Raw genomic sequence first — 17,557 nt, 5'->3', positions numbered from 1 at the left:
ACCTCCTTTTATAAGTATTCGTAAGGAGGCGGTTTATCATGTAGATAAGTCTTACTAAATTTTCCCCATGGAGAAGCCATGAAACAAACGGCCACCATATGGATTCAAAATTAGGTCAGTTAATTCAATAATCTTCTCTTTTCTACCAGTTTGATAAAAATCTTCAAATGCAGTTACAAATTGTTCTGTAAAAGTTTCATCATAATTTCTTAGTGCACGCACGAGCCATTTTGATTCGCCAATCCAACAACCGTTTGTTCGAAGCACAAACTCATGAATCCAGGTTGCTAGCGTGTTAGCGATAAAAATAGCCTCTGATCTATCTGCTGAACCGATAAAATCATCTAATGCGTCAGTAAGGAAATAACGTTTTAATTCTATTTGCTCTTTTGACCATGGTTCTGGACCATTTTGTAACATTTGAAGCGCTTCTTTTTTAATAGGAGTTACAATTCCACGATCTACTAATACAATTCCTTCAGCTACCATTTTTTGGTGTGTAGGCATTGCGCATTCCAAGTCTTCTTTAAAGATTTCCTTATAGGAGTGTAAGTTATGAGCAAAGATTTCTATTGGCCATCCTTTAAACATAATAGATTCTCTAAACGGAAATAAAAGACTTGAATCAAAAATAACGATATCTAAATCAGATGTTGGTGTTCCCTCCCCTCGAACGACACTCCCTGCTAAAATAGCTCCATCACAAGTCGAATGATTAGAAAATATAAATTGACTAGCGGCTTCTAAAGGTTGAAGTTTCCCCAAAGTGGTCTTACCTCACTTTACTTTTCTAAGAATAAGAATATTTTATTACCACTAATTATATGAACGAATAGGTAGTACAATATCCGTTTATTTGAAATGATTTTTAGCAAATTAAATGATGTACTATCTTGACACGAAAATAATGATATGATAAATAAATAATGGGGTTAGCACTCGGATAAGTAGAGTGCTAAAATAGAAAGAAAAGAACATAAGCAGTTAAAAGGAATATAATTGAAAAGGAGAAATTGATATGGAGAAGAAAGAATTTCAAGCAGAATCAAAAAGACTATTAGAAATGATGATTAACTCCATTTATACACAAAAAGAAATTTTCTTAAGGGAGTTAATATCAAATGCAAGTGACGCAATTGATAAGATTTATTACAAAGCGCTAACAGACGATTCATTAACCTTTGAAAAGGATAGTTATTACATAAAAGTCTCGGCAGATAAAGAAGCAAGAACATTAACACTTACAGATACAGGAATCGGGATGACAAAAGAGGAACTAGAAAACAACCTTGGAGTGATTGCAAAAAGTGGTTCCCTCGCTTTTAAAAATGAGAATGAATCAAAAGAAGGTCATGACATTATTGGTCAATTTGGAGTAGGTTTTTATTCTGCATTTATGGTGGCCGATGTTGTAACGGTTGTGAGTAGAGCATTAGGTAGTAGTGAGGCATACAAATGGGAGTCAGAAGGTACAGATGGATATTCCATTGAACCTCATCAAAAGGATTCAGTTGGTACTGTGATAACATTAACATTGAAAGAAAATACTGAAGATGAGAACTTTGATGAGTATCTGGAAGAGTATAAACTGAAAAGTATTATCAAGAAGTACTCTGATTTCATTCGCTACCCTATTAAAATGGATGTTACGGTACAGAAGCCAAAAGAAGATAGCGCAGATAATGAATTAGAGGACCATGAAGAAGAGCAAACAATTAATAGCATGGTGCCAATTTGGAGAAAAAACAAGAGTGAGTTAACTGATGAGGACTATATTAACTTTTATCAAGAAAAGCGATACGGTTTCGATAATCCTTTAAAGCATATTCACATTAGCGTCGACGGGATGCTTCGCTATAACGCTATTCTATATATTCCTGAAAATATTCCATTTGATTATTATTCAAAGGAATTTGAAAAGGGGTTAGAGTTATATTCTAGTGGTGTTTTAATTATGGACAAGTGCGCTGATGTTTTACCAGATTACTTCAGTTTTGTTAAGGGTATGGTAGACTCCGAAGATCTATCCCTGAATATTTCTCGTGAAATGCTGCAACATGACCGTCAATTAAAGCAGATTGCCAAAAATATTAAGAATAAAATCAAAAGTGAGCTTCAATCACTATTGAAAAATGATAGAGAAAATTATGAACAGTTCTATAAGTCATTCGGGCGGCAACTGAAATATGGTGTGTACAGTGACTTTGGTAGTAATAAAAATGACTTGCAGGATTTATTGATGTTCTATTCTTCTAAAGAGAAGAAGATGGTTACGTTGGACGAGTATGTCTCAAACATGCCAGAGGATCAAAAGTATATCTATTATGCATCTGGAGATAGTTATGAGCGAATTGATAAGCTCCCTCAAACGGAGATGGTTTCAGAAAAAGGTTATGAAATCTTATACTTTACAGAAGATATTGATGAGTTTGCAATTAAAATGTTAATGACATACAAAGAAAAAGAATTCAAATCTGTTTCCAGTGGTGACCTGGGAATTGAGGAAGAAATATCAAAGGAAGACAATGATACAGAAGAAAGTAACAACAAAGAGCTCTTCGACTATATGAAAGACATCCTAGGAGACAAAGTAAAGGATGTAAGAGCATCGAAACGCTTAAAGTCTCACCCTGTCTGTTTATCAACAGAGGGGGAAGTTACAATTGAAATGGAAAAAATCCTGCAACAAATGCCCGATAACCAAAATGTAAAAGCGGATAAAGTATTAGAAATAAACGTGAACCATGAGGTGTTTGAAAAATTAAGAACATCCTTTGAGTCTGATAAAGACAAAGTAAAACTATTTACAGGGTTGCTATATAACCAAGCACTCCTAATCGAAGGCTTGCCAATCCAAGATCCAGTGGAATTTACAAATGATATTTGTAAAGTGATGGTGTAAATAATAAAAAAGTCCATTTTAGAACCACACAGTGCTACCAATACTGTGTGGTTTTTCATGTCCTAACTCGTGATTTTGTTATTCTTTAATAATTTATTACTACGTTAAAATAGGGAAAATTAACCTGATTTATAGGACTTATCTTTGAATTTCGAAATTGGTGCTATTTCTGAGATATTATCATGTATAATTTTTTTATTAATAGGAATTTTTAATACTACGAAAATATGGATCGAATTTACTGAATGGAGTGGCACAATGTCGAAGGTAAAGTCTTTTTTTTCACAACTGAAGTTGAAGTTATTAAAGAATAAGCAAGTTAACAAAACTATGTCATCGTGGATGAATGTGGGGATACGTGTAAAATTATTAGTTACTTTTAGCATTGTTATAGCTCTTTTTTTCATTGGATTTATCATTAGTTTCTTTCAAATGAACAAGGTAGAAGATGAGGTTCGATTTCTAGAAAATCAATCGGCAAGAGCAGTTATGGCTACTGATATAACTGCGATCTTTCGTGGAAAGTACATTGCAATTAGTGATTATGCCCGATTAGGGGTGTTTGATGAGGAGCAATATGAAACTTATGAAACAACACTATTGAATATCTTGAATGAATTTGAAAATACAATGGTTACAGAAGAGCAGCAAGTCTTATTCGAACAAATTGTACATAATAATAATCGTATGAACCGAAATATAGATGATATGTTACGTAGCTTTGCAATGAATGAACTTCTTATGTTAGAAATGAACACGCTGGTTCATGTTTCTGCTACAGCGGCACAGGAATTATCTGAAATAATGCTACTTCAAATGCAAGAAGCTGGAGAGGAAGCATCAGGAGCTGTATTTAGTACAAAGACAATCTTTACAATAGTATTTATAATAGCTTTTGTTCTTGGAACAGCACTTTTTGTAATAATTAGTAACAGAATGATTAGCACTATTAAACAAATAATGTCCATGGCAGCAAGCATAAGTAAAGGCAACTTAGATATTTCGAAAATAGAAGACACTTCAAACGATGAACTTGGCAAACTAAGTGTTTATATGAACAAAATGGTGGAAAACCTACGTGAATTAGTTCAACAAATCTCAATTACTTCTGAACAAGTTGCGGCTTCGTCAGAGGAACTTACAGCAAGTGCGGAAGAGACTAGCAGTGCAACAGAAAGTATTTCTAACTCAATTCAGGAGGTTGCCATTAGCTCCGATAAGCAACTGGATAGCGTGAAAAATGTTTGGGAGTCTGCTAATGAAATATCTACAGGTATGGTACAAATAGCATCGAGCATAGAGCAGGTAAATTATGTTGCATTAACGTCGAAAGAAACCTCAGAACAAGGAATAGAAGTAGTTTCAAAAGCTGTAAATCAAATGAAAGTAATTAGTGATAAAGCAAATATAACAGGAAGAATTATAAATGAATTAAGCAATAAATCAAATGAAATTGGAAAAATCGTTAGTGTAATTACAAATGTAGCAGATCAAACGAATTTATTAGCATTAAATGCTGCAATTGAAGCGGCGCGAGCAGGAGAACATGGTAGAGGTTTCTCGGTTGTTGCAAATGAAGTCCGTAACTTAGCAGAACAATCTCGAGATTCTGCAAAACAAATTCGATCTCTTATTACTGAAATTCAATATGACATTAATGAATCAGCAACAGCAATGAGCGAGGGGAAGATTTCTGTAGAAGAAGGAATTACGATTGTTGATAATGCTGGTAAATCCTTTCAAGGTATTTATGAAGCAGTAAATGGTGTTTCTTCACAAGTACAGGAAGTTTCAGCGGCTGTAAAGCAAATAACATCTAGTGCAGAATCAATGTTAATAACGATGGATGAGATGGAAAAAATTACGGAAAATTCTGTGAACTACACAAAAAATGTTACTGCTTCTGCCCAAGAACAGAATGCATCGATGCAAGAAATTTCTGCATCCTCAGAAGCATTAAGTGAAATGGCAGAGGAGTTGCAATCATCTGTAAGAAGGTTTTCATTGTAGGAGATGGAAATAGCATAGAGGCACTGAAAAAAGCTCGCTTATAACTTTTTCAGTGCCCTATTTTAATTATTATTGGTATTTACCACGGTCTTCTAGGATACCAAGGATACGGGAACCAAGGATATCCAGGTGGCCAGTAATATAGTGTGGTGGCCATGGGCGCCGAGGAGGCCATGGGTGGCGAGGTGGAAAAGGATGCCTCGGTGGTCTTGGATGCCAAGGCCCACCACCATGATGGAATGGATACATAGAATCACTCCTTTTTCGCTTGATAACATATCAAATTAATCAACTCATAAGAAAGAGCTTGTCCAAAGAAGAAATAGGTAGAGAGTGGAAGGCGAGTATACTAGAATCATAGAGAAATAGATTAACAACTAGATATTTTGACTCAAAACCCGTTGCAGTATATGAGGGTGAATGATTGGTTATTAAGTAATATTACATAGTAAAGGAACATATAAAGTTTTAGCAAAAAGGACAGAGCGAGAGTCTATCATGACATATCCATGTGAAGTACTTGCAGTTACAGGAAGTCTGTATAAGAAGAAGCCTGTGCACGTATGCAACAGGCTTCTTCTTATTTTTGTAAGTCAATTTTTATCTCTAATTCCTCAATAAAATTCGGGATATCATTCTGAAATACAGCAATAAATAGGTCATCAAGAGGAGGAGCTTTCAAGAAGGTAGCTTTATATTGGTTAATTGTACCTTCTACACGAGCAGGTGGCATATCGTCTGTATAATAGTGATTGCCATTACTGTCCTCTAAGCGAAATGAAGATGACTGACTATACGCATCTTCGCCATCGATAATGTATGAAATGGTAGTGACGCCGTCATTTTCCTCAACAGAAAGTACTGTCATATCACCAATACCTCCCTGAGAAAGAGAAATCACTTCTCCAGACCATTTTTTCTTTTGAACTTGAATGGCTTCTTCCCTTGATTCCAAATATGGCTTAACTGTCAGGGAGTTTGGAATTGTATCTAACGGCTCAAACGTATATTTCAATGATTGAATGACCTTATCTCCTCGTTGAATACCTCCACCACCACCACCGAATGGTTGGAGTACGCGTCCTTGATCATCTACCACTAAATATTGTATAAATTGTGAATTGTCTATATTCTCTATCCTTGAAGTGTCCTCCACAGTTCGAAATGCAATTTCTGTTGCTGTTGGGAAAAAAGTAATCATATCATAGTGTAATATTATATCTTTCGTTTCCTTCGTTATATTAACAAGAAAAGAATCGCTGTCACCTTGACGTTCTACAGGTATGTTAACTTTCCATGAACGTCCTTCCCATGGAGATATTTCTAGAATGAAATTGTCTGGAATTTCATCAATAGGACGAAGGCTTAACGTTTCAGCATAGTTTCCATTATCTAGCTCTAAACCACGTGCCCCCCAACCCCCGTCTATATATTGTCCGTCTATTCCAAATCGAATATCTCTTAGCAAGTTTTGATTCGGTTTGGGGTTTGTAGGGTCTAATGATTCAATAATATAACCGATATGAATCTCAGATCCGTCATAAAGGCTTTCTGTAAAGGTAACTCTATGTCTGTCAAACTCAATTTGTTGTCCTAATTCGATTGTTAGCCCTTGTTCACTACCCTTTTTTAATCCTATATTCCCGACTGTTTCAAATACTGACCCGACTATAGGGATTGACCTGAAAGTATCGGCAGCTGTTGGTGAAATATAGCTCATTCCTAATGATGTAGTGAAAGCTACCAATATGGCAGCTACACTTAAAGAGAGCTTAGAAAGACGTCTATTCCTTGGTAATCGTTGTAGAGTATCCTCAATATGAGTTGTAATTATTTTTGGAGGGAGTTTATTAACTTCCTTTTTTATTTTATCTTCCCATTTTTCCATTGGACTTCATCCTCCTGTTCTAAAATTTCACGCATTTTCTCTCGAGCTCTTCGTAATCGAGTTTTAACCGTATTTTCTGGTACTTCATAAATAGATGATAAATCTTGAATAGATATATCTTCAATATGATATAACTTGATTAGTTCCTGTTGTTCATGAGGTAATACACTTAGAAGCTCCTCTACCTCTATGGATTCATAACCTTTCTCTAGGGAGGAGGTCTCTTTCCAGTCTTCAAAAGGAACAATGTTTTTCCTCTTTCTAACTATTTGATAACACTCATTCATTAAAATTCGAATAATCCATGTCTTAAAATACTGTGGCTCCCTTAAAGAAGATAGTTTTTCGAATGCTTTTACAATGGTCTCTTGAATTGCATCAGCACAGTCTTCATTACGTGAGAGAATTGTTCTAGCAATACGATACAAAATTAGTTGATGACTTGTTACTAGTTTTTCAAATGATGAAACCTTTCCACGCTGAGCTCTTTTAACCTCTTTGCTTATATTCAATAGGATTTACTCCTTTCCATCTGACCTGTTCGTTAGATACATTATGGCCTTGTAAGGTTTCATTATTTTTAAAAAATGAGAAGGGAAAGCTTTGTTTTCTAAAATCAATTAATCTTTCATCACATATCACATTATCGCATGTGTGCCTGTGATCAGATACTTTTTAAACATAACTTTAAGATTTTAAGTTAGAAATAACTGGCTAAACTAAGTTATAATAAATGGATCGTCTAAAAAGGTGGTTTGAATTATGTCAGATAAACAATTTCGAGTTCTTTTATACTATAAATATGTACCAATAGAGAATGCAGAAAAATTTGCAGAAGATCATTTAGAGTTTTGTAAACAGCTCGGTATTAAAGGACGTATTTTAGTTGCAGATGAAGGAATTAATGGTACAGTATCAGGTACTGTAGAACAAATGGAAAAATACAAAGAGATCATGCGTAATGACCCTCGTTTTCATGATATGGTATTTAAAGAAGACGAGTCGGATAGTCATGCATTTAAAAAGATCTTTGTCCGTTATCGGAAAGAATTGGTCACCCTTCGATTAGAAGATGATATTAATCCTTTACAACAAACCGGAGAATACTTGAGTCCAAAAGAGTTTTACGAAAAAATGCAACACCCTGATACAGTAGTCATTGATGCTAGAAATGACTATGAATATGACCTTGGTCATTTTCAAGGTGCTGTTAGACCCGACATTCGTTCATTCCGTGAGCTACCGGAATGGGTTCGTGAAAATAAAGAGAAATTTAAGGATAAGCAGATTCTAACATATTGCACAGGCGGAGTTCGTTGTGAGAAGTTTTCTGGATGGTTAAAGGAGGAAGGCTTCGAAAACGTAGGACAACTTCATGGTGGGATTGTTACTTACGGCAAAGACCCTGAAGTAAAAGGCCAGCTATGGAATGGTCAATGTTATGTCTTTGATGAAAGAATTAGCGTTCCTATAAATCAAGTAGAACATGTTATAGTTGGCAAGGATTATTTTACTGGAGAGCCATGTGAACGATATGTAAACTGTGCCAACCCAGAATGCAACAAGCAAATTCTTACTTCGGAAGAAAATGAACACTTTTATATGAGAGGTTGTTCACCTGATTGTCGTGTCCATCCTAGAAATCGTTATATAGAGGAACATGAATTAACAGAAGAAGAGGTTCAAAATAGATTAAATAAAATAAAAGAAAAACATTAAGAAAAACTAATATAAATTAGTAAAAAGACGAGAAACAATTGACTAACGGGTTTACTTCAGAGGTGCAAACAAACCATTCGCAAGCAAAATCACATGCGCTTTAACTTTCACATAAGAAATCACAAAGTAATTCACTAACCTATTCACATAGGTGGAAAAAAATATAGCCTTCATGTGATTTCGATGTGATTTGCCCTGCGAATTTTAATGTGAAAGGCAAGGATTTGGATATTTATATTTAAGTAATGAAAGGATATATAAAATTTTTCAAGCAATGTAGTGAAAGAAACGAGGAGAAATGCTCAATGGAATAAATAAACGGAGAATTTTCGCTTATTTTATAAATAGCACGGAAAACAGTCGGAATAAACGGAGAAATTCCACTTATTGACTCAAATCTATTAAAAAAAGGGGGATTTCCTTTGCGTAGGCGGAAAAACTCCCCTTATTTTCCAAGAAATTAGGTGAATTTTGATTTTAAGCGGAAATTCTCCGCTTATTTTATTTCAGTGGTAAGGATAGGAATACATAGACTTGGCGATAAGTTACGTTTATCTAATAAACTTCCAAGAAAACCTCATTTACTTCAACAAGTGGTTAATGAAATAAGCAAATATGAAAACAATAGCACGAAGAAGTCTTCGTGCCATTGAAATATACGAAATATACTATGGATCTAGTGGCGAAAGATGTGTGATTTATCGTGTGAATTCGTCTGTGATTTGACGTTTTGCTCCTCTGAAGTAAACCCGTAAACAATTAACTGTGTCGTCTTTTTTTTATAGGGCTAAACCAAAAGAGCGTCTGAGTAAGACGCTCTCATCAGGATGTCTAGCCGATGTTTACAAGAATATGCTGTTATTTTCCTTTATTAGGCAATAATAGCTGCACCAATAATTACAAGAAGAATAAACAGCACTAACACTAATGCGAAACCACCTGCAAAACCGCCTGTTGATGGTGCTCCACAACCATAACCATATCCATAACCGTACATGAGATCACCACCTTCCCACGAAGGATACTACATCATATGATGGATCTTTGATTTTGTGTAGTTACTAACCTAGTATGGGCGTAAAAATGGGTGTCTGTTTATGGTTTGACTTTTTTAATCGGAAAGTGAGTATGCACTTCGATTTAGATGTTCACTTCCAACCGTTAACAAAAACAATGTATCTTGGGTACAAAACTCTCGTTCTCAAGACGAATATCTTGTCTAGGGAGTTTTTTGATTCGGCACTCTTGAAGTTGTTAAGTAGAAAAATGGCATGGAAGGTGTGAAACAATGATTCCTAACAAACTAAAAGCTGGAGATGAGGTTAGAGTTATTTCTCCTGCAACAAGCTTAGCTATTGTGGATGAATCTGTTCGGAAACTGGCTGTAAAACGTTTAAAGGATTTAGGGCTAAACGTTCGTTTTTCTAAAAATGCAGAGGAAATAGATGAAGGAAGTTCATCAACGATTGAATCGAGGATGGACGATTTGCATGAAGCTTTTGCTGACAAGAATGTTAAAGCGATCCTCACAACACTTGGTGGTTACAATAGCAATCAACTTTTAAAATACATTAATTATGAATTAATAAAAAACAATCCGAAAATATTTTGTGGATATTCAGACATTACCGCATTATCCAATGCAATCTATAGGAAAACAGGACTAATTACATATTCAGGACCACATTTTTCCACATTCGGTATGGAAAAAGGGGCGAATTATACTCTAGATTTTTTCAAAAAGTGTATGATCGATGAGGAACCAATTAACATAGTTCCAGCTTCTTATTGGAGTGATGACAAGTGGTATATGAACCAAACTGATCGACATTTTATAAAAAACTCAGGTTACTCCGTTATTTGTGAAGGTAGTGGGGAGGGAACGTTGATTGGAGGAAACCTATGTACACTTAATTTACTCCAAGGTACAGAGTTTATGCCCTCATTAAAGAATAGTGTCTTATTCATTGAAGATGATTATGAGAGTAATGCTTTAACGTTCGACCGAGACTTGCAATCAGTTCTTCATTTGCCTGATTTTGAAGCTGTTCGTGGTATTGTTATTGGTAGGTTTCAAAAGGGGTCCAATATATCAGAAGAGACAATAAGGAAAATTGTACATTCAAAAAAAGAATTGTCTTCTATACCTGTTATTTATCATGCTGATTTTGGTCATACGACACCAATTTTTACATTTCCGATTGGTGGACATGTAAAAATACAGGCAAAAGATGAACAAGTTAAAATAATAATTGTTCATCATTAAGGTCAAGTAGAAGAGCGAAAACATGAAGAAAAACACTTTGATACAGTAGCGTATTTTTACTTGTACTTTCATTACTATTTTACTTATTAATCAATTAAGGGAAACAAAGGAATTAACATAGAGAAACGTATAAACATGCACAATTGCACATGATTTTCTATAGAGTAAAAGAGGGATGAGTTTGGACTCATCCCCCAAGCCATTCCTTATTTCATTGTGGTGTATGGAGTAAGATTATTAGCGAGTACCGCCAAATTGTTGCTCGGCTTGTTGTACTAAACGCTTCGTAATTTCTCCACCTACTGAACCATTTGCGCGCGCAGTTGCGTCCGCACCCAATTGAACTCCGAATTCCTGTGCAATCTCATACTTCATTTGATCTAGAGCTTGTTGTACTCCAGGTACTAAAAGTTGATTATTGTTTGCCATTGGTAATTCCTCCTTTCAATTGTACGCTCTTATTGTGTGAGCTGGGAGAAAATATATGTATGTATTTATAATTTTTTTTTTGCCTATTTATGGGAAACTAAAGCAACTACCCTAGGTAATGCGAGTGAGTTGCAGTGAGTGCAATAGCAGCCCACCAAAGTGAGTAATACTATAATAAATTTAGCTACCGTGAACCCACGTATTCTCAGTAGATTCCATGTAAGTAAAAATTTGCACCATGCTGGATGAAAATACATTATGAAGTATTTTAAGTGCCATTCATTTTTCTATGGAATGAGCGCAAGCCAGGGGGGGGCCAGTGGGAAGCAGAGTATAGGCGAGACGCAATAGCGATGTAGTTGTGAATCGTGAAGGTGTCTCGGCAACTCCCCACAGGAACGGGAGCAGGTTGAAGCGAATGGAATACAAACCAACAAAGTTAGAAATACTAGATTAATTACACGCTATTGATAATGCGTATTTTCAGACATAAAAATAAATAAGGAGCACGAGAGAAATCTCATGCTCCTTTTAGCCATGGTTATATTGTTTTTTTACAGGAGATGTGGAGTTGAAATATAATTAGCGAGTACCGCCAAATTGTTGCTCAGCCATAGATACTAAACGCTTCGTAATTTCTCCACCTACTGAACCATTTGCGCGCGCAGTTGCGTCCGCACCCAATTGAACTCCGAATTCCTGTGCAATTTCATACTTCATTTGATCTAGAGCTTGCTCTACTCCAGGTACTAAAAGTTGATTATTGTTTGCCATTGGTAATTCCTCCTTTCAATTGTATGCTCTTATTTTGTGAGTTAAGAGAAAATATATGTAGTTTTTATAAAGAAATGTTGTCACCTTTTTTTGGAAAATGTAGTCCTTTTAGATTAGTGCATAAACATGATCTTAATAGAAATATATATAAGCTACGTTTATGATGCGGGAAAAATAAATTCGGTGTTTTTGCGGTGAATTTAATAAGGAGCATGAGAAAAAATCTCATGCTCCTTTAGCCATGGTTATATTGTTTTTTTTACTGGAGATGTGGAGTTGAAATATAATTAGCGAGTACCGCCAAATTGTTGCTCGGCCATAGATACTAAACGTTTCGTAATTTCTCCACCTACTGAACCATTTGCGCGCGCAGTTGCGTCCGCACCCAATTGAACTCCGAATTCCTGTGCAATCTCATACTTCATTTGATCTAGAGCTTGCTCTACTCCAGGTACTAAAAGTTGATTATTGTTTGCCATTGGTAATTCCTCCTTTCAATTGTATGACTATATTGTGCGTGCAGAGTGATGAAAGTATGTAGTCATTGCTGTGCCTATTTATGGAAATGTCTATTGATTAATGTAAGATCCAGATATATATAAGGAACTGATGTTAGAATAAGTTTAACGATAGCTATTTTTAAGTGCAATAGAATTAAGATAAGGAAGTGAGAAATGTGAATATGAAGTATAAGATTCTAAACAGTGATGACTATCCTCAATTAGAAGCGATGCAAACAGGTATTGAAAATGATTATGTCGAGCGGATATTCCATAGGCTTACTTCCGGTAACCATCGTCTTTATGGACTTTTTTTAGACAATCAAATGATAAGCATGGGTGGTTACTCCATCTTTGAGGAACGTTATGCTATGCTTGGACGCTTACGTAGTGATCGCAGATTCAGAGGGAACAATTATGCAACAAAACTTATTGCACACATTATAAATGAAGCATTTCAGGTGAATGGAATTAAGTGGGTAGGTGCTAATACACAGGAAGAAAATAAACCAGCAAGGAGAGTAGTGGAAAAATTGGAGCTTACTCCTCTAGCAACGTTACATGGGGCAGTGACAAAGGATCTTTCATCACTTGAATCAAAAGCGAAACCATGGAATCGTATTACATCTCATGAGAGGAAAAAACAGTGGCTAAAGGAAGTTTATATAAGAAGAACAGCTATTTTTCCATATGAAGTGTATTACTCTTTTCCCGCCACAAAAGATTTATTTAAGGACGAAGAGGTTCAAAAGTGGTCTTTTTATGAAAATGCTACTCAAAATCGAGTTCTAATCACAAAATATGATCAAAAAAAGAATCATTATTTACATGCTGTATATCCCTGGAGTGATATCACATCACAAAGTGGTTTGTGGGAAACGATATCCAATGATTATCATGAGTTAAAGGAACAAACTGGTGCTGATACATACATTTGGATGGACTTAACGAAGGAAGAAGTACAATTACTTCCAAAGAATCATAACTTTGAGTTGCCGTCACCTTGGATGTTATATGGAATTGATAAGGTGAATTACTGTAAGTTAAAGTGATTAAAAAACGATACAAAAGTATTGTTCAAGATGAACGTTACTTTTGTATCCCGCTTTCAAATTAGCTTTTCTTAGCAAAAAACAAGGACAATTTATACTATTGTACTATTCTTTCATGTAAGACATGGCTTCCTCATTATGTTGATCATGATCTGGGAATTTTGGTAAATCGGCACCTTCAACCATATTAGGTATCATTTTTCAAGATTGAATTTATCCCAATAATACAGATGTCCAACAATTTGTATGATCGACCATTTTCCTTCTTTTATAGGTTGGCATAAAATATCTTCAGGAAGTTCTTTTAATCGAGAAATGTAATCGACCATGTTATTAGAGTGAATCCAAGTTTTATTCAAATTACTCACCTCTCCAAAATGTCATAGCTTGTTGTATATTAAAATCTATAGAAAAAATTCCTAAATTGTTTGACCTTCATTATACATCAAATAATGTTTTTGATTTCAGTCTCAACTTCTATAAGGAATTTTCCTGTTTGGTTCTATTATTATCTAGTCCAACTAACTTTTCACTTACTACCCAAAGCTTAGCTGCGATTTCTTTGTTATGTGTTTTTTTATGCGTTGTCTCTTCTTTCTGATGGACGAAGTATTTTCCTGAGATGCCCTTCACTTCATCTGATGTTGCTAAGTAGATAGAAGTACGAGCCCCTTCTGTTGGAGTTTGAAAAAATGGTTTTAACATTCGCACAATGGTTTTCCCAAAGCCTGTCTTTCGATCAACTCCTAAATTGGTGGAAACTGCACCTGGGTGTAGGCAATTTACGGTAACTCCCGAACCCTCGAGACGACGGGCGAGTTCATAGGTAAAAAGAATATTCGCTAATTTCGATTGACCATATACTTTAAACGTTTTATATTTCTTTTGTGATTGTAAGTCATCGAATGCAATGTTTCCCACTTTATATGCTCCTGAAGAAACATTAATGATTCTTGCTGGTACACTCTCTTTCATCTTGTCTAGAAGTAAATTAGTTAGTAAAAATGGGGCTAGGTGATTTACACCAAATTGAAGTTCGTACCCATCTTTCGTTTCTTGACGTTTTGTTGTTATAACTGCCGCATTGTTTACTAAAACATGTAAGTGATCGTATGTCTTATTAAATATAGAAGCAAACTTACGAACATCATCCAGGTTACTAAAATCACAAATATGTAAATCGATGTTATTGTTTCCACTTTCCTCGATGATTTGTTGTTGGGCTATTCTTCCTTTCTCCTCGTTTCTACAAAGCATTACAACATGAGCATTTTGTTTCGCAAACTCTAGTGCAGTAGCTTGTCCAATACCTGAATTAGCACCTGTTACGAGCATTATTTTCTTTTTCATTTCCGTTTTTCCTCCTGCCTTCTTTACAATTTATTATAGAATGTCTAACTATAAAAGAATAGAAACTTTTTTTGTAGTAAATCGTACTTATAATATTATGAAAAAATTTTAATTCGTTACATTTATGATCTTTTATAATTGTAACTACTGTCAATTGCAGGCGAAGGGGCGTGAAAAGTGGTTGTTGAGATAGTAATTTATTCCTTAATGATAATTAGTTTGAGTTGGATGTTGATTGATTATTTTAAATCTAGGAATTTTATTCTTCAAGCGAAAAATCCATTGTATCCTAGATGTACGATCGATGGAAAAACAGTGAGAACTGTAATGGCTCCGGTAGAGGAGCTTTCCTTCCAAACGAGAAGCTGGAAAGTGAAAAAATGGACGGTATTTACTGTTACCATTTTGATTATTGCAGTTATCTTTATAACAATATATTTTGAGCGTTATTCCTGGCATTCTGCTTTAATTTTTATTCATCTACCACTAATGACAAAGTTTACTTCAAAAGTTCCTTGTTTTGTCATTTTACCTATTGGAGTCTATATTGAGGAGAGATTATTTAAGTGGGAGAATATAAAAGGCTATACGACATCTTCTATAAAAATAGGAGATGAAGCATATGGGATGTTTGATGACTCTCCTAGTTACACGGAGATAAAGCTACACGGGAATCGGAAAACAAAATCCATTTACGTTCAGGATAGGAAAGAAATTGATAAAATTATCTCCGTCTTAAACAACAATGGTGTATATGAGGTGAATAACAGCAAAGTAGCACATCAGTAAACGTTTGAACCATTGAAAAAAGATCAAACGGAATTTTCGGTTCAATCGTTACTACTATGGCTGCATTTCCATAAGTTTTTTTTACAAAATTGGGGGAAAACCAATGGAATTTTCTTTTGAATATTCAACGAACATAGTTGAAATCGTAGTGGATATTTTTTCGTGGGCACTAATCATTTATTTTATCTATTATTTCTATCAAAAACTAGAACGAAAACCAAAAGTATGGAAAGCAGTTGTAGCTACGTTTGTTGGTTTATTTACATTTTCATTTAATTTTACTATGTTAGGTGCGCTAGTGGAGATCCCTATTTTACCTTTGGGAGTTTGGGTCTTGTATTGGTATGCTCATAGTAGAAACGGGGCTTGGGATAAGTATCGATCATTTGCTTGGCTTGGATTTGTGGCAAATTTTCTTTTTATTGTAACTGCCATTCTATCTGTGTTTCTTCATCACCTTGTTTTTCCAAAAGACGATCCATCCATATATATTTCAAATGCGGAGAATGCTGGGTTACTAAAGACTCATCCTTCTGGAGAAGAAGTGGTTTTGGATAAGGAGAATGTAAGCCAGGCACTGTCCTCGTATCACGAGGAACAAGTAGAAAGTATAGACTGGTATACTGATATAACGTTTCAAGTGGAGCCTCATGAAAGGGAAGAAAAGTTTCCATATCATTTAATTGGTACGAAACCAAAATGGGGTAGCGGTCTATCTACAATGATTTACATTGAGCGAGATGGAAAAGGGATATTAGTAGATTCATCAGAAAAGCAAAGATATTTCCGAACAACTGAATCGTTGTTGAAAGGTGGCAGTGAATAATGAAGAAAAAACGTTTGTTAATTGTATTATGTGCTGCCGTTCTTGTCTTTTCAGGAGGTATATACTTTTATTTTTTTTCAAAGCCTAATGAATTTTTGAGTGATGATGTCGTATTAGAAACAATTAACAGCTATTTCCCGAATGCAGAGATTCAGGAAACGATTATAATAGAGGATACTCATGTTTATGTTCCTTTCCTAACGAATGATCGTCCTGGAAGCAGCTATTGGATTTGGAAAAATAGAAATTGGGAATTGGGTGCAATCGATGTAATGCAAACTCCACGGATATGGAAAATAAATCCTAAAGATCCAACCACGTTTGTAGTGGTATGGAATATTGAATCAGGTGATGAAGTGGATGAATTTGCAGTCTATTTGACGAATCAAAGGTCTTATAATGTTATTTATAATGTGCATAGATACACTCCGAAGGTACAGTTCGAAACGAGAGTTCCATTAAATGGTGCGGATCAAACATATGGTATGTTTACACTGCCTGATGAATGGATCGTTTTTTTAGAGAATTACCTTGAGGTAGAGGGAGAAAACCAATCTGATTCAATATTTTTTGATAACTTCCATCACCATTCAAATGTCCAGTTCGGTTGGATTCCGTATGACAAGAGTGGAAATGTACATTTCCCATCATCGGAGAATGGAAGAACAGGACATGGGTTTGGTAATATTCATTTAGATTTTTTGATGAGTATTTCGGAATATGAGATAGAATGAAGAGCTTTATAAGAGATGTTCGGATTATACAGAATATACGAAGTTAGTTAGTGTTCATAAGGACAAAAATGGTAGAAGCAGTTGAAAATGTCCTTATGGAGAGCTCATAAGGACAAAAATGAGGATGGAGAAGCAGGCATGTAAGTGCAAAATTAGTAGTAAACAGAAATTATGTTTACTATTTATTTTTTTAATATGAATAAACTCAAACTAACAGATACAATAAATCAAAACAATCCCCTCAAAGAAATTCCTCCCTTCGAGCTCAATTTGTTGACGGATAATTTGGCTATATGTGAAAATGATGAGTAGTACTCA

At 35.1% G+C, this 17,557-nt stretch carries 18 protein-coding genes; 8 read left to right on the top strand and 10 right to left on the bottom strand.

The window, feature by feature from the left end:
* Positions 1-54 precede the first annotated feature (54 nt).
* The gene (locus ACERII_RS00420) at positions 55-765 is read right to left on the bottom strand and encodes a nucleotidyltransferase domain-containing protein (RefSeq protein ID WP_373639410.1); all 711 of its coding nucleotides are present in this window, start codon (positions 763-765) and stop codon (positions 55-57) included.
* Between the two features lie 253 nt (positions 766-1,018).
* On the opposite strand from ACERII_RS00420, the gene htpG reads away from it, so the two are divergent.
* Positions 1,019-2,902: a molecular chaperone HtpG gene (htpG, locus tag ACERII_RS00415; RefSeq protein WP_373639409.1), complete on the top strand. Its 1,884-nt coding sequence runs from the start codon at positions 1,019-1,021 to the stop codon at positions 2,900-2,902.
* 258 nt (positions 2,903-3,160) lie between these two features.
* Positions 3,161-4,912, top strand: a complete 1,752-nt coding sequence (locus ACERII_RS00410; RefSeq protein ID WP_373639407.1) for a methyl-accepting chemotaxis protein — start codon at positions 3,161-3,163, stop codon at positions 4,910-4,912.
* Positions 4,913-4,981: 69 nt separating this feature from the next.
* Here the strand turns inward: ACERII_RS00410 and ACERII_RS00405 are convergent, their stop codons facing one another.
* From ACERII_RS00405 to ACERII_RS00395, 3 genes are all read right to left on the bottom strand, one after another.
* Positions 4,982-5,161 carry a hypothetical protein gene (locus ACERII_RS00405; RefSeq protein WP_373639406.1) on the bottom strand — a complete coding sequence of 60 codons (180 nt, stop codon included), beginning with the start codon at positions 5,159-5,161 and terminating at the stop codon, positions 4,982-4,984.
* Positions 5,162-5,492: 331 nt separating this feature from the next.
* Positions 5,493-6,800 carry a DUF4179 domain-containing protein gene (locus ACERII_RS00400; protein ID WP_373639405.1) on the bottom strand — a complete coding sequence of 436 codons (1,308 nt, stop codon included), beginning with the start codon at positions 6,798-6,800 and terminating at the stop codon, positions 5,493-5,495.
* Positions 6,776-7,312 carry a sigma-70 family RNA polymerase sigma factor gene (locus tag ACERII_RS00395; RefSeq protein WP_373639403.1) on the bottom strand — a complete coding sequence of 179 codons (537 nt, stop codon included), beginning with the start codon at positions 7,310-7,312 and terminating at the stop codon, positions 6,776-6,778. The genes ACERII_RS00400 and ACERII_RS00395 overlap by 25 nt, the downstream gene beginning before the upstream one ends.
* Before the next feature lie 250 nt (positions 7,313-7,562).
* Here ACERII_RS00395 and trhO point away from each other — a divergent pair, with 250 nt between their 5' ends.
* Complete coding sequence (gene trhO / locus ACERII_RS00390; RefSeq protein WP_373639402.1) at positions 7,563-8,519, top strand: oxygen-dependent tRNA uridine(34) hydroxylase TrhO; 957 nt, start codon at positions 7,563-7,565, stop codon at positions 8,517-8,519.
* A gap of 871 nt (positions 8,520-9,390) precedes the next feature.
* Here the strand turns inward: trhO and ACERII_RS00385 are convergent.
* Positions 9,391-9,516, bottom strand: a complete 126-nt coding sequence (locus ACERII_RS00385) for a YjcZ family sporulation protein (RefSeq protein WP_373639401.1) — start codon at positions 9,514-9,516, stop codon at positions 9,391-9,393.
* A gap of 291 nt (positions 9,517-9,807) precedes the next feature.
* Here ACERII_RS00385 and ACERII_RS00380 point away from each other — a divergent pair, with 291 nt between their 5' ends.
* Positions 9,808-10,785 (top strand): S66 family peptidase, encoded by a 978-nt coding sequence (locus ACERII_RS00380; RefSeq protein ID WP_373639400.1) that lies wholly within the window; start codon positions 9,808-9,810, stop codon positions 10,783-10,785.
* A gap of 237 nt (positions 10,786-11,022) precedes the next feature.
* Here ACERII_RS00380 and ACERII_RS00375 read toward each other — a convergent pair whose 3' ends face one another.
* The 3 genes from ACERII_RS00375 to ACERII_RS00365 all read right to left on the bottom strand — a co-directional run bounded on the left by ACERII_RS00375 (position 11,023) and on the right by ACERII_RS00365 (position 12,467).
* Entirely contained in the window at positions 11,023-11,214 is a 192-nt protein-coding gene (locus tag ACERII_RS00375) for an alpha/beta-type small acid-soluble spore protein (RefSeq protein WP_373639399.1), read from the bottom strand.
* A 582-nt stretch (positions 11,215-11,796) separates the two neighbouring features.
* The gene (locus ACERII_RS00370; protein ID WP_373639398.1) at positions 11,797-11,988 is read right to left on the bottom strand and encodes an alpha/beta-type small acid-soluble spore protein; all 192 of its coding nucleotides are present in this window, start codon (positions 11,986-11,988) and stop codon (positions 11,797-11,799) included.
* A 287-nt stretch (positions 11,989-12,275) separates the two neighbouring features.
* On the bottom strand, positions 12,276-12,467 hold the full coding sequence (locus ACERII_RS00365; RefSeq protein ID WP_373639398.1) for an alpha/beta-type small acid-soluble spore protein: 192 nt from the start codon (positions 12,465-12,467) through the stop codon (positions 12,276-12,278).
* Between the two features lie 203 nt (positions 12,468-12,670).
* On the opposite strand from ACERII_RS00365, the gene ACERII_RS00360 reads away from it, so the two are divergent.
* The gene (locus tag ACERII_RS00360; protein ID WP_373639659.1) at positions 12,671-13,540 is read left to right on the top strand and encodes a GNAT family N-acetyltransferase; all 870 of its coding nucleotides are present in this window, start codon (positions 12,671-12,673) and stop codon (positions 13,538-13,540) included.
* Positions 13,541-13,734: 194 nt separating this feature from the next.
* Here ACERII_RS00360 and ACERII_RS00355 read toward each other — a convergent pair whose 3' ends face one another.
* Both ACERII_RS00355 and ACERII_RS00350 read right to left on the bottom strand, forming a co-directional pair.
* Positions 13,735-13,899: a DinB family protein gene (locus ACERII_RS00355; RefSeq protein ID WP_373639397.1), complete on the bottom strand. Its 165-nt coding sequence runs from the start codon at positions 13,897-13,899 to the stop codon at positions 13,735-13,737.
* 118 nt (positions 13,900-14,017) lie between these two features.
* Positions 14,018-14,890, bottom strand: a complete 873-nt coding sequence (locus tag ACERII_RS00350) for an SDR family oxidoreductase (protein ID WP_373639396.1) — start codon at positions 14,888-14,890, stop codon at positions 14,018-14,020.
* A gap of 177 nt (positions 14,891-15,067) precedes the next feature.
* On the opposite strand from ACERII_RS00350, the gene ACERII_RS00345 reads away from it, so the two are divergent.
* From ACERII_RS00345 to ACERII_RS00335, 3 genes are all read left to right on the top strand, one after another.
* Complete coding sequence (locus ACERII_RS00345) at positions 15,068-15,679, top strand: hypothetical protein (protein WP_373639395.1); 612 nt, start codon at positions 15,068-15,070, stop codon at positions 15,677-15,679.
* A gap of 103 nt (positions 15,680-15,782) precedes the next feature.
* The gene (locus ACERII_RS00340; protein ID WP_373639394.1) at positions 15,783-16,505 is read left to right on the top strand and encodes a hypothetical protein; all 723 of its coding nucleotides are present in this window, start codon (positions 15,783-15,785) and stop codon (positions 16,503-16,505) included.
* The gene (locus tag ACERII_RS00335; protein WP_373639393.1) at positions 16,505-17,239 is read left to right on the top strand and encodes a hypothetical protein; all 735 of its coding nucleotides are present in this window, start codon (positions 16,505-16,507) and stop codon (positions 17,237-17,239) included. The genes ACERII_RS00340 and ACERII_RS00335 overlap by 1 nt, the downstream gene beginning before the upstream one ends.
* The last annotated feature ends 318 nt before the right edge of the window (positions 17,240-17,557 follow it).

This window comes from Evansella sp. AB-rgal1, from assembly GCF_041820985.1.
Classification (GTDB): domain Bacteria; phylum Bacillota; class Bacilli; order Bacillales; family Salisediminibacteriaceae; genus Evansella.
The sequence above is the reverse complement of the archived record's forward strand: the minus strand, read 5'-3'. Positions and strand labels throughout refer to the sequence as shown.